This is a genomic window from Acetobacter pomorum (assembly GCF_002738225.1).
In the GTDB taxonomy this organism is placed as follows: domain Bacteria; phylum Pseudomonadota; class Alphaproteobacteria; order Acetobacterales; family Acetobacteraceae; genus Acetobacter; species Acetobacter pomorum.
Map to the genome: position 1 here is coordinate 1 of NZ_PEBQ01000113.1, position 22,921 is coordinate 22,921.

The window sequence follows — 22,921 nt, forward strand, 5'->3', positions numbered from 1 at the left end:
GGATTCGAACCCGTGTTGCCGCCGTGAAAGGGCGGTGTCCTAGGCCTCTAGACGAACGGGACAAGAGGCTGTGTTGAGGCGCTTTTAGAGATATTGCGGAGGGGCGTCAAGCTAGGAAATGGCGTTTTAGAAAGTTTTCGGAAAAATCATTGTTCCCGTAATATGCAGCCACGGAGCCAAGACCGATAATGATGGTGCGATAGGCATATTCTATAAGGCAACAAGTGCGCGTGAAGATCAGACAATTTATATTAGGGGTGCTGGTGTACGGTCTTGCATATCCTGCTCCTTTGTTTGCAGAAAATGCAGAATATCAGGTTGTCACTTGCCAGCTTTCGGCTGGGCGTCCCGTATTTTGTGGTATGCCTTTTACAGGGGAGACGGTTCTTTCTTTATCGCAAACGAATGGTGATTATCATAAATGCTCCGTTGCTGGGGGCAATGTCACGTTCTGCGGTGCGCCTTATACTGGCAAAGCTATCATTCAACAGTCGCACGGTATGTATGCATCCTGCCTGATCGAATTGGGGCAGGTGAAAATGTGTGGTGTCCCTTATACGGGTCGGGCTGTTATTCGTAAGGGGCATTCTCTATTTTCAGAGCCCCAGCTCCAATAATTTTTTCTGAAGAGAAAGCGGTAGGCTTACTGGTTGGGTTTCAGCGTCTTTTAAGTCTGCGGGTGCATCTTGGTTTTGCAGATAGCGCCATCCTTGAAATGGTCGCATGGCACGTGGCTGCACAGGAATAATGGAGGGAGATAGCAGAATCAGCGTGCCTTGCGTGCCATCTGATCGGGTTGTGGATTGAATATCCAGAATGGGCTGCCGACAGAGAATAAGCCCGTTGATAACCCGGTAAAGTGATCCCCCATCTAACAGGGCATCCTTTTGCTTGGGGAAAGAGCGGGTGTGTACAACAGGCAATGGAGATGCATGATCTGGGTGGGCGCGGGTATTGAATGGCTGTTTCAGCCGTTCTGCCAAATCATCAAGTGATTCAACACCCACGGCCAACTTGATCAGATGAAGCATTTTTCCAATGTAGTGTGTCTCAAACAGCAGACAAGGTTCTGTTTTTACAGCACCAAGGCATGTAGCAGGGCTTCTAGCCGTAAACGGCCTTCTTCTGTCGCGTATAAATGGGTAGGCGTGTGCACAAGATAGCCTTCTTCCAACGCAGCGGCCAGAATAACCGGGTCCAGCGTTTGTGCCAGTTGCAGGCCTGTACGTGCCTCAAAATGCTTGAGCGCAATGCCTTCCCTTAGGCGCAGGCCCATCAGCAGCATTTCGCGCGCACGTTCTTGAGGCACAAGGGGTTCCTGAGCTGTCTGGCCAGAACCTGTGCGTTCCACAAGGTCCGCCCATGGTTCTGGGGCACGGTGCCTGCGGGTAGCGTAAAGGTGTCCATCCAGCGTAATGCGCCCATGTGCACCGGGGCCAAGGCCCAGATAATCACCGTAATGCCAGTATGTCAGATTATGGCGGCTTTCACTACCGGGCTTGGCGTAATTGGAAACCTCATACGCATTGAGCCCATGTGCATGGGTAATGGTCGTTGTGGCTTCGTAGAGTGCGGCGGCTGTTTCTTCATCCGGCAGGCTAAAGCTGCCTTGCCGATAGAGGGCTTCAAACTTGGTGCCCGGCTCAATGGTTAACTGATAGAGCGAGACATGGTCAGCAACCAGTTGCAAGGCTGTTTCCAGCTCAGTTTTCCATGCGGCCACAGTCTGTTCAGGGCGCGCGTAAATCAGGTCAAACGTAATGCGTGGAAACACTGAACGGGCAAGTTCCAATGCAGCCAGTGCCTGAGTGGCGGAATGCTGGCGGCCCAGAAAATGCAGCGCCTCATCATTGAGTGCCTGAATGCCAAGAGAGACACGGTTGATGCCAGCAAGCCGAAAATCTTTCAGCTTGTCAGCTTCCACACTGGTAGGATTGGCTTCCAGTGTAATTTCAAGATCAGGGGCTGCATCAAACAGAGATGTGGCATCTTCAATCAGATGGGCAACGGTTTGTGGCGCCATGAGAGAAGGTGTGCCACCGCCAAAAAAGATAGATGTCAGGCGGCGGCGGCCCAAGCGACGGGCTTCATGCGCAAGCTCTGTGCGCAGTGCTTGTGCAAAACGGGCTTGTGGAATTTCTGCCCGTACGTGTGAGTTAAAGTCACAGTACGGGCATTTGGCCAAACAGAAAGGCCAGTGGATATAAAGGGCGAGTGCGTCCTGTTTCACAGTGTTAGATGGCCACCTTTACACCCAGTTCCACAACACGATCTGGCGGAATGCGGAAGAACTCCATACTGGAGGTGGAGTTACGGAGCATGAACAGGAATATGGACATTCTCCAGCGTGACATGCGTGGTACGGAGGAACGTGTAATCAGCTCGCGGGATGTGAAGTAGGAGGCCTGAAGCGCATCAAAATCCACGCCGTTGGCTTTCAGTTCTTCCAGTGCGCGGGGAATATTGGGCATTTCCATAAAACCGTACCGCAGCACAACACGGTAGATATCTGGGGCCAGTTCTTCCACGGCTACACGATGGCCGCGTTCTGCTTCGGGTTGGTCCAGATTTTGCACGGTTACAAACAGCACGTGGTCATGCAGGATTTTGTTGTGGCGCAAATTATGCAGCAGGCACGGGGGCACAAAATCTGGCGTGCTGGTCATAAACACGGCCATGCCGGGCACACGGATAATGCGAGACTGTGGAAGGCGGGCAATAAAGGACCCCATAGGCAGGCTATCTTGCCGCTGACGCGCAATAATAAGGCTGCGGCCTTTTTTCCATGTTGTCATCATCAGTGTCAGCACACAGCCAAGCATGACCGGCACCCAGCCCCCATCTGGAATTTTGAGGGCGTTGGCGGCAAAAAAAGTGCTGTCCAGCAGCAGGAAGCCACCAAACACGGTGCCGACTTTCCATGCGGGCCAGTCAAAGTGGCGGCGGAACACCACAATGGCCAGAATAGAGGTGCAGATAAACGTGCCCGTAACCGCAATACCGTAGGCAGAGGCCAGAGCATCTGAACTGCGGAAGGCCACCACCAGCAGCACGGCGCCAACAGCCAGAAAGCGGTTGAAGTCTGGCAGGTAAATCTGCCCTTCTTCATCCGCATTGGTATGGGTAATGCGGAGCCGCGGCATATAGCCCAACTGGATTAACTGACGGCAGATGGAAAACCCGCCAGAAATGCCAGCCTGACTGGCAATAACAGTAGCAAAGGTGGAAAGCACCACCATTGGCCCCTGCATCCAGTGCGGGCACAGCAGAAAGAAGGGGTTTGCCAAGGCTTTAGGGTCAGCAATAACCAGCGCTGCCTGCCCGAAGTAGTTGAGTACCAGCATAGGCAGCACAAAAAAGAGCCACGCATAACGGATAGGTGCCCGGCCAAAATGGCCCATATCGGCGTACAGAGCTTCTGCCCCGGTTACACACAACACCACAGAGCCAAGCGCTAGAAAGGAAAGCTTACCGTGGTAGAATATGAATTCTAGCGCATAGGTGGGAGAAAGCGCCATAAGAATGGCCGGATGGTGCAGAATTTCCATAAGGCCCAGCACACCCAATGTGCCAAACCAGAGCAGCATTATGGGCCCAAAAATGGCTCCAACCTTGCCAGTGCCAATCCACTGCACACTGAACAGACTGATAATGACAAGTATGGCCACGGGTATGACAAAGTCATGCGCCGCGGGCACACTGACCTCCACCCCCTCAATGGCAGAAAGCACGGAAATGGCGGGGGTAATAATGCCATCACCAAAAAACAGACAGGCCCCTACAATGCCCACCAACCCCAATATCCATCGGGTTTTTTGGTTGATGACTACACGCTGGGCAAGAGACATAATGGCAAGGATTCCGCCCTCACCATTATGGTCGGCCCGCATGATCAGAATAACGTATTTGACCGTGACAATCAGGATCAGTGTCCAGAAGATCAGACTGGCAACGCCCAGAATTTCCCACGGAGCCACCTGATGGTGGCCAGAAATAACTTCTACTGTAGAGCGGAAGGCATAAAGTGGGCTGGTGCCGATATCACCATACACAACGCCCAGCACGCCCAGCAGGGCGGCAAAGCCAACTGGGGCGGCAGCGTGCTGCGGTTGGTCGGCGTCAAATTCCGTAATGCGCCGCGGTTCCGGCGCTGAAGCCACATGCGGCTGATTTCCTGCAGGAGGAGAACCAGCCGGTTTGTTGGCGGGGTCAGTCATGGTGTCTCTGGCTCCACGTCAGTCTTGCTCGGGCACATTGCCCCGTTCGCCCTGCATAAAGGGCGCAGATAGGAGGAAGCAAGGCATACTGGCTTCCTCCCAGAAAATGAAAATTATGGAGAAGGTGGTCGCGGCCCGAAAATTGCGGTACCTACGCGCACAAGTGTTGCGCCTTCAGCAATGGCTTGAGGGTAATCAGCTGACATGCCCATGGAAAGAACAGGAAGCCCATGTTCCTGTGCCATACTGCGCAGTAGCCGGAAATGTGGAACAGGATCTTGTGTTGCTGGCGGAATGCACATCAGCCCTTGCAGTTTGGCTCCAAACTGCTGGCGGCAGGTGCGGATAAAAGCATCAGCCTTTTCACGCGGGACGCCAAATTTCTGGGGTTCATCACCTGTGTTGACTTCAATCAACAGTTCCGGCAGGCGGCCTTCCTTATCGGCGGCCTTGACAAGAGCTTCTGCCAGTTCTGGCCGATCCAGGCTTTCTATCACATCGGCAATGCGCACCGCATCACGCGCTTTGTTTGTTTGCAGGCCGCCGATCAGGTGCAGTCGGAGGTCAGGATAAGTTGCCCGCAGGGCGGGAAACTTGCTGGCAGCTTCCTGCACCCGGTTTTCTCCAAACACACGCTGGCCAGCGGCAAGAGCTTCCTGCACGCTGGAAAGCGGATGGAATTTGGAAACGGCAACCAGCGTGACAGAGGCGGGATCTCGGCCTGCTGCGTGTGCGGCTGCGTCAATATTCTGGCGAACGGCGGCAAGCCGGTCCGCCAGAACAGATGAGGGAGGGGTGGATGGTGTTTCCATGAGGCGTCAAAATGCTTGAAGATGCGCACTTGGTCAAGTGCTGCAAACGCCGCATACCTATGTTAGGAGCAGAAGACAGTTTTTTCAGGCATCTAGGTAGTCTTCACCTTGGGGTATGGAAAAAGCCCTAAGTATAAAACCTATTTTATGCTGCAAGAGAATCGACTGTTAGTATAATTTTACCAAAATGCTTTCCATCTTCCATAGCCTGATGGGCGGCTGCTGCCTGTGCGAGTGGAAAAGTTTGATGGATAAAGGGCCGTATTGTGCCATTGGCCAACAAAGGCCAGACTTTTGCTGCCAGATCCTGCGCAATACGGGCCTTGCTGCCATTATCGCGTGCCCGTAGCGTACTGCCGGTTACGGTCAGGCGCCTTGTCATAATACGCGCCAGATTAGCCTGTTCTGCCTTGGCGCCCCCTTGCAAGGCAATAATGACAAGGCGACCATCTGGTGCAAGGCATTTGAGGTTCCGGTCAAAATAGGCGCCGCCTATCATATCCAGAATAACATTTACGCCTTCATTTTTTGTAAGCGTGGCAATGCGTTCAGCAAAATCTTCAGTTTTGTAGTTAATGGCCTGTGCGCCCAGTTCTGTGCACAAATCGCATTTTTCAGCAGTGCCTGCTGTTGCAAAGGCTTTGCCGCCAAAAGCTTTAACAAGCTGAATAGCCGTTGTGCCAATACCGCTGCTGCCGCCATGTATCAATACGCGCGTATCTTTGGGCAGTATTGTGGGCATGAACAGGTTGGACCAGACGGTAAAAAAGGTTTCCGGCAGGGCGGCCGCTTCTATGGCATTAAAGTTGGCCGGCCATGGTAGGCATTGCCCGGCAGGAACAAGACAATATTCTGCATATCCTCCGCCATTGGCCAACGCACATACGCGGCTGCCAAGAGCAGGCATTGTAACGCCATCCTGCGGAAGACCCAAGGCAACCACTTCCCCAGCTATTTCAAGCCCTAATCTGGGGCAGGCACCGGGCGGAGGGGGATAAAGACCTTTGCGCTGCATGATATCTGGTCGGTTCACACCTGCCGCCATGACGCGCACCAAAACTTCCCCCCGCCCAGGTTGAGGAACCTGTATGGTTTCCAGATGCAAAACATCTGGCGCACCTGCTTGTGTAAAGCAGACAGCTTTCATGGTTGAAGGCAGAAGTGAGGAAGTAGACATGGAGCGTTCCGCCGTAAGCAAGGGTTAAATCCAAAGCATTTAACGTGATGGCATACAGTATGGATGACACATGTAAGTTCACGTCCACGCTATAATTGGAAGCTTTCTCCGGTTTGTGATGGGGTTAACGCCGATGTTTTTCTCCCGCCAGTTCACGGCGGGTGCGTTCCAGCTCTTCTGCATAGCGGCGCAGAACGTAACGCTCACTCAATACGCCAATAACGTTCTTTTCTGTGTCCGTAACGGCCAGGGCAGGCCGCCCGGTGCTTTCAAATGCTGCCAAAGCGCGGGAAAGATTATCTTCTGGTGCCAGAACCGGGCTATTTGCCGGCAGAAGGTCCCGTAAAGGTATGTTGGCTGGCGTTGTTATGGATTGTACTTGCGCATATTCTACTAACCCCATGCAGTGGTGCTGTGCATCCAGCACAACAATGTAACGCGGTGCCCGGCCTGTAAACGCAGTGCGCGCTTGGGAAACAGGTGTTTGTGCGGGTAGCGTATCTACCTGCGTGCGCATCATTTGCTCTACCGTAAGGGTGCGCATCCAGCCCACATCCACACCTGAGCGAATATTTTCGCCTCGGAGGTGAAAGCGCCATGTGGTGAAGGAGTAGCCAAAAATACGCCGTGTGGAGAGTGAGGATGTAATAGCTGCCAAAGCTACGGCTGCGGTCATGTTGGCGCTATGTGTTGTTTCCAGCGCAAGCAGAATCATGGTGAAAGGGCCGCCAATAATGGTTGTGGCCAATGCACACATGCCCGCAACAGTACAGAGCGTTATGGGAAGTGACAAAAAGGGTGCAACCAGCCCGGTAAAGGCGGCTCCCGTTAAAACACCTAGGTAGAGCGATGCAAAAAAAAGCCCACCCCGAAAGCCACTTCCGATAGAAATGGTAGAAGCAAGTGCTTTGAGCAAAAGGAGCCATATGGCCAGCCCGAGTGCAGGGGGCATAATCAGCCCTTCCCGCATGGCCATATGCCCCGAAGAAAGCACGGATGGAGAGAGCAGAGCCAGCAATCCCACCAATAATCCCCCAACAGCCGGACGTAACCAAAGGGTTGGTAAAAAACGGCGAAAAAAAGCCTCCGTAAGTGTCACGCTTTTCATTAAACCAACGCCGATGAAGGCTGTGGCAACACCAAGCAATATAAGCAGCGGATATGCCAATGGTGGAATGGTTTGGGGAAGTGCGAGAGATAACTCTGGCAAACTGGCGCCAGCAAGATGAACAACAGCCAAAGCACAAAGTGAGGCACACGCTACAGGCGCAAGAAGGGGAAATGCGTAGGAGCCAATTACCAGTTCAAAGGCATAAAAAGCCCCAGCCAGAGGGGCATCAAAAGCAGAACCAATGGCACCTGCCGCACCGCACCCAACCAGCAGGCGTATATCGGCACGGTGCATTTGCAGGTTACGCCCTATGCGAGAGCCAAATGCAGCGCCTATCTGGCTGAACCCGGCCTCCAGACCAATGGAAGCGCCACAACCATTTGAAAGCACAGTTTGTCCTGCAACGGTCAGGCTGTCTTTCAAATTCATGCGGCCGCCATGTAAGGCATTGGCTTCAATAGGGTCTACGGGCCGATGGCGCTGGCGTGTAAGCGCAAGATTCCATAACCCAAGCAGAAGTCCTCCCGCTGTGGGTACCAGCAGAGCATGCAATGGAGTAATATGTTGCAGGCCAGAAAGTCGGGAATGCCCAGGAGCCAGAAGTTGATGCACCAGAAAGGTGGCTTTGGTCATAAGGCTGACGGCAGTACCAGCCAGTATGCCAATAAGAGCTGCCAGAACAATAAGCCATAGGGAATCTGTACGCACCAAGGCGCGCAGAGTAACCAGAAGGCGTGCGGGTGTATTATGAGTGCGCAGGTGTTCCAGAAGTCCTGTCATGGATCGGACATAACAGGACGACTGAGTAAGGTCCAACACATCACATAACTGTCATGCACTTTTATGAAGAACAGATTATGGGGCCGGTGGTTTGCCAGCCAGAATGAGATCAGCTTCCTGATCTGTTAAAGGATAATGGAAAAACTTGCGGTAAAAGGCCTGCGTGACTTTGCGTATGTCTGTATCTGCAAAAAGATCTGGATGCAGTTTTTGCGCAACCCATTGCAGCTGAAGCAGTTCCTCTGCACCATACCTATCCCATGCAAACACGCCGCGTGGGTTTATCCATACACGTCTGTTTTTGAAAGCTGCCAGAGACTGAAGGGGAGACGCTGCATCTGGCATTCCGGCAGAGGCACCAATAATAATAACATCCGGATTCCATGCTGCAATCTGTTCAAACGAAACCGGGCGATGATTGCCGCTGACTGTAGCGGCATTTTGCCCGCCAGCAGTTTGTATCCATGCGTCTATTAGCGTATTTGTACCATCAATCTGTAGCGGGTTCAGGCGCGCAATATGTAAAACGCGTGGGCGATCTTTGACCGAAATATTGGCTAATCGTGAACTCAGTTGTTTAAGCGTTGCATCCATGTCTTCTTTGTAAACTTGGGCAACCTTGGAGGCTTCTGGTGTATCCAGAGCCTGGGCTGTCATGTCCATGGATTTCAGCATTTGCGGCAGCGTTGTATATTCTGCGCATAAGGTCGGCACACCCATTCTGCGCAGTTCTTCCGCTTTTGCCGCAGTCGGTACAAAAGCCAGACCGATGTTGAGAGCCAGTAGATTTTCTGCGCTGGCGGTATCAGGTTTCACACCTGTGTGGGCGTTTTTCATGACAGGCGCCACCTTGAACAGCCAAGGACTATCGATCGGGCTTTCTGCAGAAACACGGATACGGTTTGCCGCCCCAAGTATGACGGAAATTTCGTTATGGGCGAACCATAAGTCTGCAATGGGTGGATGATCGTCCTTGATCTCAACGGTATGGCCGGTCATATCCGTAACGCTTAGCGCTACGGCAGACGGTGTTGTAAAAATGCTTAATCCGGCAAGTAATAGGGTGGAATAGCAAAGGCGTGTCAGTAATGAAGACATGGGGCGTATCCTGTTTTTGCATACGATAGGATACGGATGGATGCGTCACAAGCGCTATGTTGGCACGGATATGGCAAGCAACCGGAGGAACTTACATTGCGTAAGCATAAGGTTATGTTGGGTGATAAAGTGCTTTATCAGGCGTCTCAGCTTTCACATGCCCAACGTTTTGCAAAAGCACGGCAAGTGGAGGGAGTGCCGTGCCACGTTGTGCCGGATGAAACACCAAAAGCCCCACGGAAGGTACGAATTAATAGCCTGACAGGTAAGCCTTATCGCAAGGTAACATCAGGGACAGTTGTAAAATAAATCACAAATTATACAAGCACAGAGCGATTGTTGCGCCACGCTTCTTCCAGCGCATCTGCCGGGTCCGCGTGGGGGGTGCTCCAACTGCCTTCCTTGTCTGGTGCATGTGTCAGGGCGCGCCACGTGGCTTCACCTGTCTGACGTTCCAGGGCAATGTGCCAACCCGGTGGAATACGCGCTAGCAGACGTTCCATTTTTTGCCCGGATGTCAGAGGTTTTGCGTAATTATGTCCCATCTTTTCATCCCATGACATTTACAGGTTTGAAGGTAAGGTTCTCAAACGGGTAAGAATTTCGGCAATAACTTCTGCCGGTTCAGCCATTACGGAAAAAGTAAGTGCATTTTCATCTGCTTGGGGTGGTTCCAGTGTTTGTAACTGGCTGGGCAGCAAAGAAGCAGGCATAAAGTGTTTGGGCCGGGTTTTTAGCCTTTGGGCCAGAACAGATGTATCTGCACTTAAATAGATAAATAAAAGCTTCACGCCATCTTGGCGCAGTTGGTCACGGTAAACGCGGCGCAATGCGGAACAGGCAAGAATGCCGCCTGTGCCGGCTTTCTGTTTTTCAGCCAACCAAGCATGACAACGGGAGAGCCACCCTTGGCGGTCTGCATCCGTTAGCGGAATGCCATGAGACATTTTTTCAATATTGGCTGGGTCATGCAGACTGTCTGCATCTAGCCATGGCCATCCCAGTTCATTATGCAATCCCTCTGCCACAGTGCTTTTTCCGGACCCGCACACACCCATAACGACCAGCAGGCAAGGCGGAATGCCTTGTGCTGCGGGCTGAGTGGGCAGTGTGCTGTCTGTAGGGTGGGCAGAAGCATTCTGTGGCATTGGCGTTCTTTTAATCCTGCTGTGGGGTGAGGGTGCGGATACCTTCTGGCCCGGCGGTAATGGTCTGGCACGCCATGTGCAAAAACAGCCCGTGCTCAACCACACCTACAATTTCCAGAATGGCGCGACCCAGCTTTTCAGGTTCCATCATGGGGCCAAAGACGCAATCCATGATCAGGTTCTTTTCATCGGTCAGATAAAAAGAAGCATCGCGGTTGCGGCGTGGTGTCACGTGTGCGCCCAGTTTGCCCAACTGGCGGGCAACGTTTTCCCAGCCGAAGGGAATAACCTCTACGGGCAGCGGACATTTTGCACCCAGATGATCTACATATTTGCTGGCATCTGCCACCACCACAAACTGTTTGGCGGCAGAGGCAACAATTTTTTCCCACAAGAGTGCACCGCCTAAACCTTTAATCAGGTTTAGTGTGCGTGGTTCAATTTCATCTGCGCCATCTATGGCAATATCCAGCTCAGGCTGTGCCCCAAAAGTGGTGAGGGGAATGCCTTCCTCTCTGGCCTGTTTTTCTGTCACGCTGGAGGTGGGAATGGCACGGATATGCAGCCCTTCCTCCCGCACGCGGCGGCCAAGCTCAGCAACAACAAATTTGGCTGTAGAACCCGTGCCGAGGCCAACGGCCATGCCATCCTGCACAAGAGATGCAGCCTTAATGGCAGCTTGCTGTTTGAAAGCCGCGGCGGGATCGGGCGGAGTTGCGGTCATGCCGGTTTATATCCTGTTAGTTCTGCGGAGCGGGGGCTGCTGGCTGATCTAAAAACCATGTCAGATCTCCCGCACTTGTAATGGCGCTGGCAGGGCAGGCGGGATCTTGCGCCCTTACACGGGCAACAGCCTCTTTTTTGTCTGCCCCTTCTACCAGAAAAATCACGTGTCGGCTGGCATGAATGGCCGGGTATGTCAGCGTTAAGCGTGTGTGTGGCGCAGTGGGCGGCACGCAGGGTGCAACCCACGCAATGCGTTCTTGCAAGACAGGCTGGCCGGGAAACAATGAGGCCGTATGGCCATCTGTGCCCAAACCTAGGAGATTGACATCAAAAAGTGGCTTATCGGCCTCCAGCACATTTCCTGAATAAATCTGCTTTAAGGTTGCCTCATATGCCTTTGCAGCCTGTTCTGCCGTGCCTTTATCCGGCATGGGGAAAATGTTTTCTGCTGGCACCGGCACGCGGGAAAACAGCAGGCGGCGCATCATGCCGTAATTGCTATCTGCATGGTCATGCGGGACAAATCTGTCATCCCCCAGAAAAAACTGCATGCGCTGCCAAGGAAGGCGGCTGACGTAAGGTTCTTCTGCCATCAAGCGGTAAAGATGCTGTGGTGTGCTGCCGCCGCTCAGTGCAATTCGGAAAGGGGCTTCCGGGCGCTGAAGTGTCTGTTTTACAAGCCATTCAGCCAGATCATGCATCAGGCTTTCGCGCGTTGCGGAAATATGCACGGCACCGGTAGCGGTCGTCTGTTCTGTCACGATACTGTCTTTCCTGCGATGTCTGAAAGAGGTGCTACACGGGGCAATACAAACTGTTCCATGGCTTTGGCCCAACCATTTTCCGAATTGGAAGCTGTTATAAAATGGGCCTGTGCTGCCACGTCTGGTTTTGCCTGCCCCATGGCAATGGAAAGCCCCCCGATGGAAAGCATGGGCACATCGTTGTTCATGTCTCCAATGCAGGCAACTTCTTCTATGGGAATATTATAAAAGCTGGCCAGTTGGCGCAGGGCATAGCCTTTATTGGCGTTTAGGGGGGTAATATCCAAAAAACATTTGCAGGATCGTGCCACGCTGGCGCGGCCTTGAAGCAACTGGCCAATTTCCAGCTCTTGGCGCTCCAGGGCTTCATAGTCAGCTGAGGCACCTGTTACCTTGCCGACTTCTTGCTGATAGTCATTAAACGATGGCACGGCTGTCGGTGTCATGCGTATCGCTCTTGCTTCAGGTTCTACGTAAGCGCCTGTTGCATTGGTCACCAACCATTCGTGCCCCCGGAACAGCCATGCATCAATCTGATGCACTTTCAGCATCAACAGCGTATCCTGAACGGCTTCTGGGTCTAGCGAAAGGCGGGAGCGGATTGTGCGGTCTGCATTAAAAATGGTTCCACCATTTAATGCGCCATAGGGTGTATGCACACCAAGCGCATCAAAATACATTTCCATTCCACCCGGAGGGCGGCTGCTTACAAAGCAAACAGGCACGCCTGCTTTTTTCAGGGTTTGGATGGCAGCAATACTCTCACGCGTGACCTGTTTTTCAGGGGTGAGTATTGTGCCATCCATGTCTGATACAACCAAGCGGATACGAGAAGCAGGCGGACGGCCCGGGTTATGTCCGTTCTGTCCGGTATCTGTCATGCTTCTCCACTCCTGCCTTATTTGTTTGCTGTGTTAATTTAGCTTTTATTTTCGATGTGGCCACCAAAGCCAAAACGCATGGCAGACAGAACTTTTTCTGCAAATGTATTGCCACTGCGTGAGCGGAAGCGGGTGAACAATGCGGCTGTCATAACGGGTACGGGCACGGCTTCTTCAATTGCGGCCTCAATTGTCCAGCGGCCTTCACCAGAATCATTTACTTCACCGCTGAATTCAGAAAGCTCGCCATTTTTTGCCAGAGCCTGAGCTGTTAGATCCAACAACCAGGAGGATACCACGCTGCCCCGGCGCCAGACCTCTGCAATATCTGCCATGTTGAGGGAGAAGCGTTCATCTTCTGCCAGCAGTGGTGAATCCTTGCGGTACATCACGTCAAAGCCTTCAGCAAAGGCCTGCATCATGCCGTATTCAATGCCATTATGAACCATTTTAACAAAATGGCCTGATCCAGCAGGGCCGCAGTAAAGGTAGCCCTGTTCTGCACGGGGGTCGAGATCTGTGCGGTCTCGGCCCGGCGTGCGCGGAATATCCCCAATTCCGGGAGCCAGAGAGGCCAGAATGGGGTCAATATGCTCGGCACCTTCACGCGGGCCACCATACATCATGCAGTAGCCGCGTTCCAATCCCCACACACCGCCAGATGTGCCGACATCAATATAATCAATGCCTTTTTCGGCCAGTATTTTAGCACGGCGGATATCGTCCTTATAGTAGGTGTTGCCACCATCAATAACGATATCGCCTTTCTGCATCAGGCCAGCTAGATCCATTACGGTTTCTTCCGTAATGGCGCCCGCAGGGAGCATGGACCACACAATTTTTTTGGGCCCATTCAGCTTTTCCACCATATCGGCAAGGTTGCTGGCGGCAACAGCACGTCCGGCCTCTGCGCGAGCAACGGTTTTTTCCACCATTGCGGTATCGCGGTCATAAACAACAACGTCGTGCCCGTGCCGTGTCAGACGGACGGCAATATTGCCGCCCATTCTGCCCAGCCCAACAATGCCAATCTGCATTATCTTCTCCTGTCTGATATTTTACAGGGCGTCATGCAGGGCGGAAGCAAGCGCTGCAAGGCCTTCTTTCAGATTTCCTTTAATATGCACCCGCAGGGCACGGCGTTTGCGTTCGGCCAGCACGTCAAAATCTCCACGCGCTTGCGCAGCTTTTACAACGCCAAAGGAATAGCCAGTGCCGGGCACGGGCAGGTCTCGTGCATCATCCGCAGTAATTTGCAGAAAAACGCCAGTGTTGGGGCCTCCTTTGTAAGCCTGACCGGTAGAGTGCAGGAAGCGGGGGCCAAATTCTGCGGCCGTGGCAATGGTTTTGGCATCCCGCACATGCAGGCGCACATGCTGGATCCACTCCAGTGTTTCACGGTTGCGTTCAATGTAAGCCAGAAGGCCCACGTAGTCTCCGGCTTTTACGCGGTCAAAATGTGCTTTCAGAATAGCGGTGGCCGTATCCCCTTTAAGAGCTGAGGCATTGGCTGGGTCAGCAAAAAACACCAATGGGCCGTGCTGTGCAAAGGGGGCTTCTGCGGGCAGCTTTCCGGTTTTTTCGTAAGCTTCCATCAGCTTGCGTGTTTCAATCTTGGTGGATTCAACATCTGGCTGATCGAACGGATCTATGTTCAGGAAAGCCCCGGCAACAGCGGTTGCAATTTCCCACCGGAAGAATTCCTGCGCAATCTGGCGCTTGTTGTGGAAATTGATGGTAATGACAGGCTGTCCCACATCAATCAGGGTAGAAATGGCTTCGTCCTGTTCATGCCGATGTTCGGGTGCAAGGCGCAGATATACAAAGAGTCTGTCTTTGCCGTAGCGTTTGGGGCCACCCAGTGTTTCATCATCAATGGGGATAATGCCCTTGCCATGCTTGCCAGTGGATTCAGCAATAAGCTGTTCCATCCAGGCACCAAAATCCATGATCTGTGGCGTGGCAATAATAGTGAGTTTGTCCCGTCCAAACTGTGTGGCGGCAACACCCATAATGGTGCCTAACAAAACACCAGGGTTGGATGCAGGCGGCACGCTGCCATCGCACATGCGCACGCCACGCAAGGCATCTTCAAGGAACAGGCGCAGCGGCACACCGGCTGCGGCCGCAGGCACCATACCAAAGTTGGAAAGAACGGAGTAACGGCCACCAATCTGCGGGTCACCGGCAAAAATCTTCCAGAACCCTTCGGCCTTGGCAAAAGCTTCCAGCTTGGAGCCGGGGTCTGTAATGGCGACAAAGTGTGACCCGGCTTTTTCTTTCAGCGCCCGTTTGGCCAGATCCTGAAAATAGGCCAGCATGATATTGGGCTCCAGCGTACTGCCGGATTTGGAGGCCACAATAAACAGTGTGTGGTGCGGGTCTATCTTCTTTTCAAAAGCAGCAACCTGCTGTGGGTCCGTGCTATCCAGCACGTAAAGATGGCCAAAACCTTCGTGCTTGCCAAAAGTCATGGCCAGTACTTCAGGCCCAAGGCTGGAGCCACCCATACCCATAAGCAGAACCTGATGGAACCCACGCGCTTTCACTTCTGCCTGAAAAGCTTCCAGATCCCCAATATGCTTCAGACGGTCATCCACCGTATTCAGCCAGTTCAGCCATTTGGCTTCAGGGCCATTTGTCCATACAGAGGCATCTTTGGCCCATAGGCGACGAATGGTGCCCGCTTTACGCCATTCTGCCAGCCCTTTGTTAACGGCTTCCTGAAAATCAGCTGGCAAGCTTGTTTTCAAGGTTGTCAGCTTATCTTCCAGCAGAGTGGCCTGCTTGGCCGCAACAGAACCCAGCAGCCCATCAAAGGCATCTGCAAAAGACAGCACACCTTCATCTACAAGTGTTTTTGTAATGCCTTCCAGATTCAGGCCAAGGCGCTGGGCATCTTCCATCACCTGTCGTGCATTAGCGATATCTGAGCCAAGAGTTTCAGCCACAGTGCCGTGGTCACGGAAGGCATCCATGGTGGCAGGGGGTAAAGTGTTGACGGTCTGGGGGCCAATCAGGCTTTCAACATACAGCACATCGCTATAGGTTTTATCTTTGGTGCCGGTGGAGGCCCACAGAAGGCGCTGGGGTTGTGCGCCCGCTTCTTCCAGCGCTTTCCAGCGTGGCGTCTGCATAATTTCCTGCCAGTACACGTAGGCCATTTTGGCATTGGCAATAGCCACTTTGCCACGCAGGGCCTTCAGGGCTACGGCATCTTTATCTCCCGCAGCAACACGGCGATCAATTTCCGCATCAATCTTGCTATCAATCCGGCTGACAAAGAAGGAGGCAACGGAGGCAACGCGGGAAAGATCTTTTCCTTTGGCCTTCAGATCTTCCAAGCCACTCAGCCACGCATCCACAACATCTTTGTAGGCGTTCAGAGAGAAAATAAGCGTAACGTTGATGTTAATGCCTGCCGCAATGCTTGTGCGGATAGCCGGAATGCTTTCAGGCGTTGCGGGAATTTTCACCATCAGGTTGGGTTCAGCCACAGCCGCCCACAGGCGGGCGGCCTCATGCACTGTGCCCTGCATATCCCGTGCCAGATAAGGGGAGACTTCCAGACTTACAAAGCCATCTTTGCCGTGGGTTTGTGCATAAACCGGGGCCAGAACATGGGCCGCAGCTTTAATATCGGTAACCGCCAGTTTTTCGTAAAGCATGCCGGGGGCGATAATTTCATGCGCCAGAATATCACGCATCTGGGCGTCATATTCCGTGCCTTCTCCCATAGCTTTCTGGAAAATGGCCGGATTGGAGGTGACACCACGAATGTCATCATCCTGCACGAGGCGCGCCAGAGAACCATCCTCCACAAAGGAGCGGCGGATGAAGTCCAACCAAGGGGACTGATGGGCGTTTGCAAGTGCCCGTAACGGATTGGCGCTTGGCGTGGCGGAGGATGTCATGGGTGGTTATCCTTTCTCCATCCTGCCCGATCAAACGCCGGGCAGACCGATGTAATGTAACGTGCGGTGAAAGATCAGGTTTTGTTCAGCCTGCTTGCCTCTTGGCTGCTGCCAATACAGCTTCTGGTGTGAACCCGAATTTTTCAAGCAGTTTACCCGCCGGAGCCGAGGCACCAAAGCCGCGCATGGCAATGATTTCACCTGTCGGTCCAGCATAGCGGTCCCACCCGATAGGTGAGCCTGCTTCTATTACCACACGTCCTGTTACAGCGGCGGGTAGCACGCTCTCACGGTAAGATTGTGGCTGGGCTTCAAAAAGTTCCCAACTGGGCATGGAAACAACGCGAGCCGCAATTCCTTCTGCGCTCAGGGCTTCATATGTGCCCACAGCCAGAGAAACTTCGCTGCCCGATGCAATCAGAATAACTTTGGGCGTTGCTGCGCTGCTGGCAAGAATGTAGGCCCCTTTGGTAAGGCCGGAAGCCGGTGCATAGCGGGTGCGGTCAAGCGTAGGCAGATTCTGGCGGCTAAGGGCCAAAGCACTGGGGCCATTGCGATGCTGGATGAGAAAACGCCATGCTTCTGCCACTTCATTGGCATCGGCTGGGCGCAGCGTTACAAGGCCCGGTGTGGCACGTAACTGAACAAGTTGCTCAATGGGCTGATGAGTTGGGCCGTCTTCTCCCACCCCGATGGAGTCATGGGTGAAGATATAGGTCACTGGCAGGCCCATAATGGAAGAAAGGCGAATAGGGGCCTTCATGTAATCCGAGAAAATCAGAAAGCCAGCCGCGTAAGGGCGCAAACCATACAGGGCCATGCCATTAACAATAGCTCCCATGGCATGTTCGCGCACCCCGAAATGGAAGTTGCGGCCCCCATAGTTTCCACCCCATTTTGGTGGCTGAAAGCTTTTTTCACCTTTCAAAAGTGTTTTGGTAGAAGGGGCCAAATCTGCTGATCCACCCAGCAACCAGGGCAGGCGGCCCGCTACAGCGTTCAGGACTGCGCCAGAGCTGGCGCGTGAGGCTTCGCCTTTGGCGTTGGCTTCGTAAACGGGAATATCCGCATCCCACCCTTCTGGCAGTGTGCCATTGAAGATGGCATCCAGTTCTGTTGCCAGGGCAGGGTGAGCGGAACGATAGCTGGCAAATAGCTTGGCCCAGGCAGCACTGGCGGCGGCCCCACGCGCGCCTAAACCATCCTGCATATGTTGTAGGGCCACTTCCGGCACAAAAAAGCTGCTGTCTTCCGGCCAGCCATAAAACTTTTTGGTTTCACGCACTTCTTCTGCGCCCAAAGGTTCGCCATGGGCAGAGGCCATGCCGGCTTTATTGGGAGCACCCCACGCTATAACTGAATGGGCGATAATAATGCTTGGGCGGCCAGTTTCTGCTTTGGCTTCGGCAACAAGCCGGGTAAAGGCTGCGGTATCATTTGCATCCTTCAGTTCCAGAACCTGCCAGCCATAGGCTGCAAAGCGTTCTGCCACATTTTCTGTAAACGCAATGTTGGTCCCGCCTTCAATGGAGATACGGTTGGAATCGTAAATCCAGATCAGGTTGCCAAGCTGAAGGTGCCCGGCAAGGGAAGCCGCTTCACTGCTTACGCCTTCCATCATGTCACCATCGCCACACAGGGTGTAAATATGGTGATCAAACAGATCAAACCCCGGTTTATTGAAGCGTGCTGCCAGCCATTTTTCCGCCATGGCCATGCCAACAGAATTTCCGCAACCTGCGCCCAGCGGGCCAGTTGTTGTTTCCACTCCGGTTGTATGCCCGTGTTCTGGGTGTCCCGGTGTTTTGGATCCAAGTTGGCGGAACTGTTCCAGATCGGCCGTGGTTAGGGCAGGTGCTGCGGTCACCTTGCCGTCTGTGACCTGCCGGATGCCGGAAAGATGGATCATGGAATAAAGCAGGGCAGAGGCATGCCCGATAGACAGCACAAACCGGTCCCGATTGGGCCAGAGCGGATTGGCCGGATCATAGCTCAGAAGGTTTTGCCACAGAGTATAGGTTAGCGGTGCCATGGACATGGCTGCTCCCGGATGGCCGGAATTGGCTTTTTGTACGGTGTCCATAACAAGCGCGCGAATGGTGTTGATGCACAGCGTATCAAGGCTGGATGCGCCACTGCCCTGCGTTTGTGCAGGTGCGCGAACAGGGGTGGGAAGAGAAACGCGCATGCAGACCTATCCTCCAGGCTGGGCCATAATTATGAATTATGGCCGAAAAATTATGAGCACCCCCAACAGGGGCGCTGCGTAAGAGTTCCGCACAATTCCACGGTTAGGCGTTTTTCGGCAAGAGATGATGACGTGTAGGCAGCTTTTTATGTTCAGCAGGGCTGGTGTCGTAAATATGTGATTTTGGATGTGAATATGGTGTTTCAGCCTGGTGGGGGCTGGCGTGCTGGCTGGGCGTTTGCAGTATGGACAAAGGGGCTGATATGGTTCTTTTCTAAATAACGCGGCAGCGCAAGATAACCGTTGTTGCAAAACCATTCTTTTCCGGAGGTCAGTCATGACAGAAGTTTCTTCCCGGACACCGTCCGAGCAGGGAACAGCCGCCCCGGCATCCGGTGGTGGCGCACAGGGCTTTACGCGTGAACAGATTGAAGCACTTTTTCTGAATGCCGCGCGCGAAGGGGATGCAGATATGCTGGCCCGGTTTTTACAGGCAGGCATGGATCCGAATCTGCGGGCCGAAAAAGGATATACCCCCCTTATTTTGGCCTCTTACAATGGGCATAAAGATGCGGTGCGTGTGCTTTTAACCCATGGCGCTAAGCCGGATTTGCAGGATGAAAAAGGGGCTACAGCACTGGCTGGCGTGGCCTTTAAAGGTGATATGCCACTTGCCACCATGTTGCTGGAAGCCGGTGCGGGTGTGGATATTCCCAATGCTGTTGGGCGCACGCCCCTGATATTTGCCGTGATGTTTGGGCGCGATGATATGGCGCTTTTGCTGCTGAAAGCCGGAGCCAACCCAACATTGCGTGATGGCGAAGGCCTTAACGCCATTGATCTGGCCCGCAGGCAGGGCAAACCTGCACTTGAGGAAGCGCTGAAAGCAGTGGCGGCCAGCCTTTCCTGAATAAAGGATTGGCAGATCAGTTTGTAATTTTACACCTTCAGACAAGAAGGGAAAGGCGGCCTGATATCAGGCTGCTTTTGTTTTTGTGGATAGACGTAGCATGAGCCGTTTCTGGAGCCCGCTTGTTCATAAGCTGACACCGTATGTACCTGGTGAGCAGCCTAAAATGACAGATCTGATCAAGTTGAACACCAACGAATCGCCATACGGTCCTTCTCCACGTGCGTTGGAGGCCATTCGTGCAGCGGATAATGATACATTGCGGTTGTATCCAGACCCGGAAGCTTTGGCTTTGCGTACGGCTTTGGGTGCGCGTGTGGGGCTGGGGCCGGAATATGTGTTTGTTGGCAATGGATCGGACGAGGTTCTGGCGCATGCGTTTCAGGCCTTTTTTGCGCATGGTGAACCGCTGCTGTTTCCAGATGTAACATACAGCTTTTATAAGGTGTATTGCGGTCTTTATTCTCTGCCATTCCGTAACGTGCCGCTTACGGATGACATGCAGGTAAATGTTGCAGACTATGCTGGCCCATGCAGTGGGGTGGTAGTTGCCAACCCCAATGCCCCAACTGGCATTGCTCTTGATCTGGCGGAGGTGCGCAAACTTCTGGAGTTGCAGCCAAACCGCGTTGTGCTGATTGATGAAGCCTATGTGGATTTTGGTGCGGAAAGTGCCGTTTCCTTAATTAAGGAATATCCGAATCTTCTGGTTGTGCAGACTTTCTCTAAATCCCGTGCGCTTGCTGGCTTGCGGGTAGGTTTTGCCTTTGGGCAGCCAGAACTGATTGAAGGGCTGGTGCGGATTAAGGATAGCTTCAATTCCTACCCGCTGGATCGTCTGGCGCAGGTTGGAGCTACGGCTGCGGTGGAAGATGAGGCATGGCTTGCTACCAGCGTGCAAAAGGTTGTGGCCAGCAGAACCGTATTGGCGGAAGGACTGCAAAAACTCGGATTTGATGTCTTGCCGTCCAAAGCCAATTTTGTTTACACTCGGCATCCGAACCGGAACGCAGCAGAACTGGCCACCCAACTCAGAGAACGTGCCATTATTGTCAGGCACTTAAGGGGTGAGCGCACGGCTGCGTGGTTGCGCATTACGGTCGGCACAGATCAGCAGTGCGAAACATTGCTTTCGGCATTGCGGGATATTCTGTGCAGCAATTCGCTATAACCAGACCTTAAGAAAGTCTGTTCTTCTTGCGCATATAGAGGGCTTGCCTGCCGTGTTTACGGTGGGCCAAGGGCTATTTGTGTTTGAGGCAGACTGTCAGGGGTCAATTCTGCACTGTGCAGGCAGCGCGGCCAACCCTAATGGCCGTGCCTTCTTTTGATGTAATGAGGTTCAGCTCATGCGTGCTTATCGTGGCCAGATGTCTGACAACCAGCCTATTCGTCGTTCTCTGCCGGAAAAACAGAAGCAGCTGCGCGATCTGAAGGAAACGCTGGGAGCAATGAAGGCTCATACCTCTCCCGCGTTGAAGGAAAGCATACGCAAACGTATTGCTCAGTTAGAAGCCGAGCTGACAGCCGCACCTGTTCTTAAAGCCACACGTAAGCAGCAGGATGGCGCGCGTTCTGCTCGTTTGGCTGGGGGTGGCGCAGGCCGTCGTGCCGCTGGTTTGCGGGCGCGCTCATAAGTTAAGTGTTGGCAAAAGGGAGCGTGCCTGCCTTTTGCCAATTTCTGGCCCATGTTATGCAACCTGACTGGCGCTGGCGCCAAAAACAGGTTTTATAACGCATCCCGCTCAGGAAGATGCCTGTAAGAAAGCAGGGAGACCAGTGATGCCGCAGTCACCATCCGCCGGAGCTCTGCCTGATCTTCTTTCTGAAGGGGGCACTCTTTTGCGCGATGGTCTGGTGTGGGCCATTTTCTGCCGTCCGGGTAAGGAGCCGGTGGAGCTGGGGCGTGATGTTGTTACACAGCGGCTGACAACCGGCAATTTCCCTCCTGAATTGATGAAGGAGGAGGGATGGGCATGGTTCCATTTCGATATTGTCCATACCCTTTCTCGCGCACAGATTGAAAGCATACCTTCGTTACCGGAAGAAGTGCGGCAGGTTCTGACAAATCTGGAACGTAGCACACGGCTGGAAAGCGAAGGCGATATTGTTTTTGGTGCTTTGCCAGCGTTTGACGATACTTCCACCGATGATGAAAGAAATGTCAGTACGTGGCGGTTTGCGCTGGAACCTGATCTGCTGTTGACGACTCGCCGGCATCCCATTCCGGCGCTGGGCGTGGTGTATCATGAACTGCAACGTGGGCTTGTACCACGCTCCCCTGCCAAGGTGGTGGATCGGGCTCTGTTGGAATTTGCAGATACATTACGCCGCGATTTTGCCCGGTTAGATGATCAGCTGGACCGTGCCGAAGATGTGCTGTTGATGATGGATCGGGATACGGATCTGGGCCGTATGAGTGGTTTGCTGGGGGTGGCCCGGCGTCGCTCTACGGAATTGCGGCGCGTTCTGGCCCCGGTAGATCGTATTTTTCGTGATGAGGAATTGGAACTGCCAGAATGGGCTGAGGATGATCTACGAGATCGTTCCCAACGGCAGGTTCATGCCGCATTGGATGACCTTCTGGCCCTGCAAGATCGCGCACGTTCACTTCAGGATGAATTGACATCCAATCAGGCGGAAGAAACCAACCGGCGCCTGTATATCGTTTCAGTTGGTACTACCTTGATGCTGCCGGCCACATTTGTAACCGGCTTTTTTGGCATGAATACCGGGGGCATGTTTTTGTCTGGTGGAGCGTGGGATACGGTTATTGCCGGTATTTTGTGCTTTGCCATTATGCTTGGCACATGGTTTGTGCTGAAGATGACAAAATTGCTGTAATGCCTAGCCGTGCCGCGGGGCTAATAAAATAACACCCGCCCCCAGCAGGCAGATTAACGCACCTGTTATTTCCCATTTATCAGGCGTGCGGCCTTCTACGCAGCGCATCCATATAAGTGAGGCTGTAATATAAATGCCACCATAAGCAGCATAGGCCCGGCTTGCGCTTTCTTCATCTATACGGGTGAGCAGAAAGGCAAAGATGCAAAGGCTGAGAAGACCGGGGAGAATCAACCAGGCTGAACGGCCCTCCTTAATCCAGAGCCATACGGCAAAGCAGCCTGCAATTTCGGCAAAACCGGCAAGAAGATAAATGCCAAAAGAACGGAGCACGAAAAAGAGCGTATCCAT

General features: G+C 53.2%; 22 protein-coding genes. 6 read left to right on the forward strand and 16 right to left on the reverse strand.

From position 1 onward, the window contains the following. The first annotated feature begins 230 nt into the window (after nucleotides 1-230). Nucleotides 231-617 carry a hypothetical protein gene (locus tag CSR02_RS08425; protein WP_244176888.1) on the forward strand — a complete coding sequence of 129 codons (387 nt, stop codon included), beginning with the start codon at nucleotides 231-233 and terminating at the stop codon, nucleotides 615-617. Here the strand turns inward: CSR02_RS08425 and CSR02_RS08430 are convergent. The 7 genes from CSR02_RS08430 to CSR02_RS08460 all read right to left on the reverse strand — a co-directional run bounded on the left by CSR02_RS08430 (nucleotide 597) and on the right by CSR02_RS08460 (nucleotide 9,195). Further along, nucleotides 597-1,031 (reverse strand): DUF1489 family protein, encoded by a 435-nt coding sequence (locus CSR02_RS08430; protein WP_099541268.1) that lies wholly within the window; start codon nucleotides 1,029-1,031, stop codon nucleotides 597-599. The genes CSR02_RS08425 and CSR02_RS08430 overlap by 21 nt on opposite strands. Nucleotides 1,032-1,075: 44 nt before the next feature. Next, nucleotides 1,076-2,230 (reverse strand): radical SAM family heme chaperone HemW, encoded by a 1,155-nt coding sequence (hemW, locus tag CSR02_RS08435; RefSeq protein WP_099541270.1) that lies wholly within the window; start codon nucleotides 2,228-2,230, stop codon nucleotides 1,076-1,078. A 4-nt stretch (nucleotides 2,231-2,234) separates the two neighbouring features. Then, on the reverse strand, nucleotides 2,235-4,217 hold the full coding sequence (locus tag CSR02_RS08440) for a potassium transporter Kup (RefSeq protein ID WP_042788393.1): 1,983 nt from the start codon (nucleotides 4,215-4,217) through the stop codon (nucleotides 2,235-2,237). 113 nt (nucleotides 4,218-4,330) lie between these two features. Further along, nucleotides 4,331-5,029 carry a YggS family pyridoxal phosphate-dependent enzyme gene (locus tag CSR02_RS08445; protein ID WP_099541271.1) on the reverse strand — a complete coding sequence of 233 codons (699 nt, stop codon included), beginning with the start codon at nucleotides 5,027-5,029 and terminating at the stop codon, nucleotides 4,331-4,333. Between the two features lie 145 nt (nucleotides 5,030-5,174). Beyond that, nucleotides 5,175-6,206, reverse strand: coding sequence for an NAD(P)H-quinone oxidoreductase (locus CSR02_RS08450; RefSeq protein WP_042788391.1), 1,032 nt, complete (start codon nucleotides 6,204-6,206; stop codon nucleotides 5,175-5,177). Between the two features lie 124 nt (nucleotides 6,207-6,330). Then, complete coding sequence (locus CSR02_RS08455) at nucleotides 6,331-8,097, reverse strand: chloride channel protein (RefSeq protein WP_099541272.1); 1,767 nt, start codon at nucleotides 8,095-8,097, stop codon at nucleotides 6,331-6,333. A 75-nt stretch (nucleotides 8,098-8,172) separates the two neighbouring features. Next, nucleotides 8,173-9,195: an ABC transporter substrate-binding protein gene (locus tag CSR02_RS08460; RefSeq protein ID WP_099541274.1), complete on the reverse strand. Its 1,023-nt coding sequence runs from the start codon at nucleotides 9,193-9,195 to the stop codon at nucleotides 8,173-8,175. A gap of 96 nt (nucleotides 9,196-9,291) precedes the next feature. Between CSR02_RS08460 and CSR02_RS08465 the strand changes: the two genes are divergently transcribed. Continuing rightward, nucleotides 9,292-9,504 carry a hypothetical protein gene (locus CSR02_RS08465; protein ID WP_183172685.1) on the forward strand — a complete coding sequence of 71 codons (213 nt, stop codon included), beginning with the start codon at nucleotides 9,292-9,294 and terminating at the stop codon, nucleotides 9,502-9,504. An 8-nt stretch (nucleotides 9,505-9,512) separates the two neighbouring features. Here the strand turns inward: CSR02_RS08465 and CSR02_RS08470 are convergent, their stop codons facing one another. The 8 genes from CSR02_RS08470 to tkt form a co-directional block, all read right to left on the reverse strand. Continuing rightward, nucleotides 9,513-9,740, reverse strand: coding sequence for a hypothetical protein (locus CSR02_RS08470; RefSeq protein ID WP_099541311.1), 228 nt, complete (start codon nucleotides 9,738-9,740; stop codon nucleotides 9,513-9,515). Between the two features lie 18 nt (nucleotides 9,741-9,758). Next, nucleotides 9,759-10,343 (reverse strand): gluconokinase, encoded by a 585-nt coding sequence (locus CSR02_RS08475; protein ID WP_042788387.1) that lies wholly within the window; start codon nucleotides 10,341-10,343, stop codon nucleotides 9,759-9,761. Nucleotides 10,344-10,353: 10 nt separating this feature from the next. Further along, entirely contained in the window at nucleotides 10,354-11,067 is a 714-nt protein-coding gene (rpiA, locus tag CSR02_RS08480) for a ribose-5-phosphate isomerase RpiA (RefSeq protein ID WP_099541277.1), read from the reverse strand. Between the two features lie 16 nt (nucleotides 11,068-11,083). Further along, nucleotides 11,084-11,830 carry a 6-phosphogluconolactonase gene (pgl, locus tag CSR02_RS08485; RefSeq protein ID WP_099541279.1) on the reverse strand — a complete coding sequence of 249 codons (747 nt, stop codon included), beginning with the start codon at nucleotides 11,828-11,830 and terminating at the stop codon, nucleotides 11,084-11,086. Next, nucleotides 11,827-12,714: an HAD family hydrolase gene (locus CSR02_RS08490; protein ID WP_099541280.1), complete on the reverse strand. Its 888-nt coding sequence runs from the start codon at nucleotides 12,712-12,714 to the stop codon at nucleotides 11,827-11,829. Before CSR02_RS08490 ends, pgl begins: the two co-directional genes overlap by 4 nt. Before the next feature lie 38 nt (nucleotides 12,715-12,752). Then, nucleotides 12,753-13,751, reverse strand: coding sequence for a phosphogluconate dehydrogenase (NAD(+)-dependent, decarboxylating) (gene gnd / locus CSR02_RS08495; RefSeq protein ID WP_099541282.1), 999 nt, complete (start codon nucleotides 13,749-13,751; stop codon nucleotides 12,753-12,755). Nucleotides 13,752-13,772: 21 nt separating this feature from the next. Beyond that, complete coding sequence (locus tag CSR02_RS08500) at nucleotides 13,773-16,628, reverse strand: bifunctional transaldolase/phosoglucose isomerase (RefSeq protein WP_099541283.1); 2,856 nt, start codon at nucleotides 16,626-16,628, stop codon at nucleotides 13,773-13,775. 85 nt (nucleotides 16,629-16,713) lie between these two features. Further along, nucleotides 16,714-18,816, reverse strand: coding sequence for a transketolase (gene tkt, locus CSR02_RS08505; protein WP_099541285.1), 2,103 nt, complete (start codon nucleotides 18,814-18,816; stop codon nucleotides 16,714-16,716). A 337-nt stretch (nucleotides 18,817-19,153) separates the two neighbouring features. Here tkt and CSR02_RS08510 point away from each other — a divergent pair, with 337 nt between their 5' ends. The 4 genes from CSR02_RS08510 to CSR02_RS08525 all read left to right on the forward strand — a co-directional run bounded on the left by CSR02_RS08510 (nucleotide 19,154) and on the right by CSR02_RS08525 (nucleotide 22,570). Next, the gene (locus tag CSR02_RS08510) at nucleotides 19,154-19,726 is read left to right on the forward strand and encodes an ankyrin repeat domain-containing protein (protein ID WP_042788379.1); all 573 of its coding nucleotides are present in this window, start codon (nucleotides 19,154-19,156) and stop codon (nucleotides 19,724-19,726) included. Nucleotides 19,727-19,826: 100 nt separating this feature from the next. Further along, the gene (gene hisC / locus CSR02_RS08515) at nucleotides 19,827-20,897 is read left to right on the forward strand and encodes a histidinol-phosphate transaminase (protein ID WP_099541286.1); all 1,071 of its coding nucleotides are present in this window, start codon (nucleotides 19,827-19,829) and stop codon (nucleotides 20,895-20,897) included. A gap of 178 nt (nucleotides 20,898-21,075) precedes the next feature. Next, a complete protein-coding gene (locus CSR02_RS08520) occupies nucleotides 21,076-21,363 on the forward strand; it encodes a hypothetical protein (protein WP_099541287.1) in 288 nt (95 codons plus the stop codon). Nucleotides 21,364-21,508: 145 nt separating this feature from the next. Further along, nucleotides 21,509-22,570 (forward strand): transporter, encoded by a 1,062-nt coding sequence (locus tag CSR02_RS08525; RefSeq protein ID WP_042788374.1) that lies wholly within the window; start codon nucleotides 21,509-21,511, stop codon nucleotides 22,568-22,570. Between the two features lie 3 nt (nucleotides 22,571-22,573). On the opposite strand, the gene CSR02_RS08530 is transcribed toward CSR02_RS08525, so the two are convergent. After that, nucleotides 22,574-22,921, reverse strand: a complete 348-nt coding sequence (locus CSR02_RS08530; RefSeq protein WP_099541288.1) for a YnfA family protein — start codon at nucleotides 22,919-22,921, stop codon at nucleotides 22,574-22,576.

Bases quoted from the DNA above. Each gene is read 5' to 3' on its own strand.
- CSR02_RS08430 (WP_099541268.1), bottom strand. From the start codon at position 1,031: ATGCTTCATCTGATCAAGTTGGCCGTGGGTGTTGAATCACTTGATGAT.
- CSR02_RS08440 (WP_042788393.1), bottom strand. From the start codon at position 4,217: ATGACTGACCCCGCCAACAAACCGGCTGGTTCTCCTCCTGCAGGAAAT.
- CSR02_RS08445 (WP_099541271.1), bottom strand. From the start codon at position 5,029: ATGGAAACACCATCCACCCCTCCCTCATCTGTTCTGGCGGACCGGCTT.
- CSR02_RS08450 (WP_042788391.1), bottom strand. From the start codon at position 6,206: ATGTCTACTTCCTCACTTCTGCCTTCAACCATGAAAGCTGTCTGCTTT.
- CSR02_RS08455 (WP_099541272.1), bottom strand. From the start codon at position 8,097: ATGACAGGACTTCTGGAACACCTGCGCACTCATAATACACCCGCACGC.
- CSR02_RS08460 (WP_099541274.1), bottom strand. From the start codon at position 9,195: ATGTCTTCATTACTGACACGCCTTTGCTATTCCACCCTATTACTTGCC.
- CSR02_RS08470 (WP_099541311.1), bottom strand. From the start codon at position 9,740: ATGGGACATAATTACGCAAAACCTCTGACATCCGGGCAAAAAATGGAA.
- CSR02_RS08475 (WP_042788387.1), bottom strand. From the start codon at position 10,343: ATGCCACAGAATGCTTCTGCCCACCCTACAGACAGCACACTGCCCACT.
- rpiA (WP_099541277.1), bottom strand. From the start codon at position 11,067: ATGACCGCAACTCCGCCCGATCCCGCCGCGGCTTTCAAACAGCAAGCT.
- CSR02_RS08490 (WP_099541280.1), bottom strand. From the start codon at position 12,714: ATGACAGATACCGGACAGAACGGACATAACCCGGGCCGTCCGCCTGCT.
- gnd (WP_099541282.1), bottom strand. From the start codon at position 13,751: ATGCAGATTGGCATTGTTGGGCTGGGCAGAATGGGCGGCAATATTGCC.
- CSR02_RS08500 (WP_099541283.1), bottom strand. From the start codon at position 16,628: ATGACATCCTCCGCCACGCCAAGCGCCAATCCGTTACGGGCACTTGCA.
- tkt (WP_099541285.1), bottom strand. From the start codon at position 18,816: ATGCGCGTTTCTCTTCCCACCCCTGTTCGCGCACCTGCACAAACGCAG.
- CSR02_RS08510 (WP_042788379.1), top strand. From the start codon at position 19,154: ATGACAGAAGTTTCTTCCCGGACACCGTCCGAGCAGGGAACAGCCGCC.
- hisC (WP_099541286.1), top strand. From the start codon at position 19,827: ATGAGCCGTTTCTGGAGCCCGCTTGTTCATAAGCTGACACCGTATGTA.
- CSR02_RS08520 (WP_099541287.1), top strand. From the start codon at position 21,076: ATGCGTGCTTATCGTGGCCAGATGTCTGACAACCAGCCTATTCGTCGT.
- CSR02_RS08525 (WP_042788374.1), top strand. From the start codon at position 21,509: ATGCCGCAGTCACCATCCGCCGGAGCTCTGCCTGATCTTCTTTCTGAA.
- CSR02_RS08530 (WP_099541288.1), bottom strand. From the start codon at position 22,921: ATGGATACGCTCTTTTTCGTGCTCCGTTCTTTTGGCATTTATCTTCTT.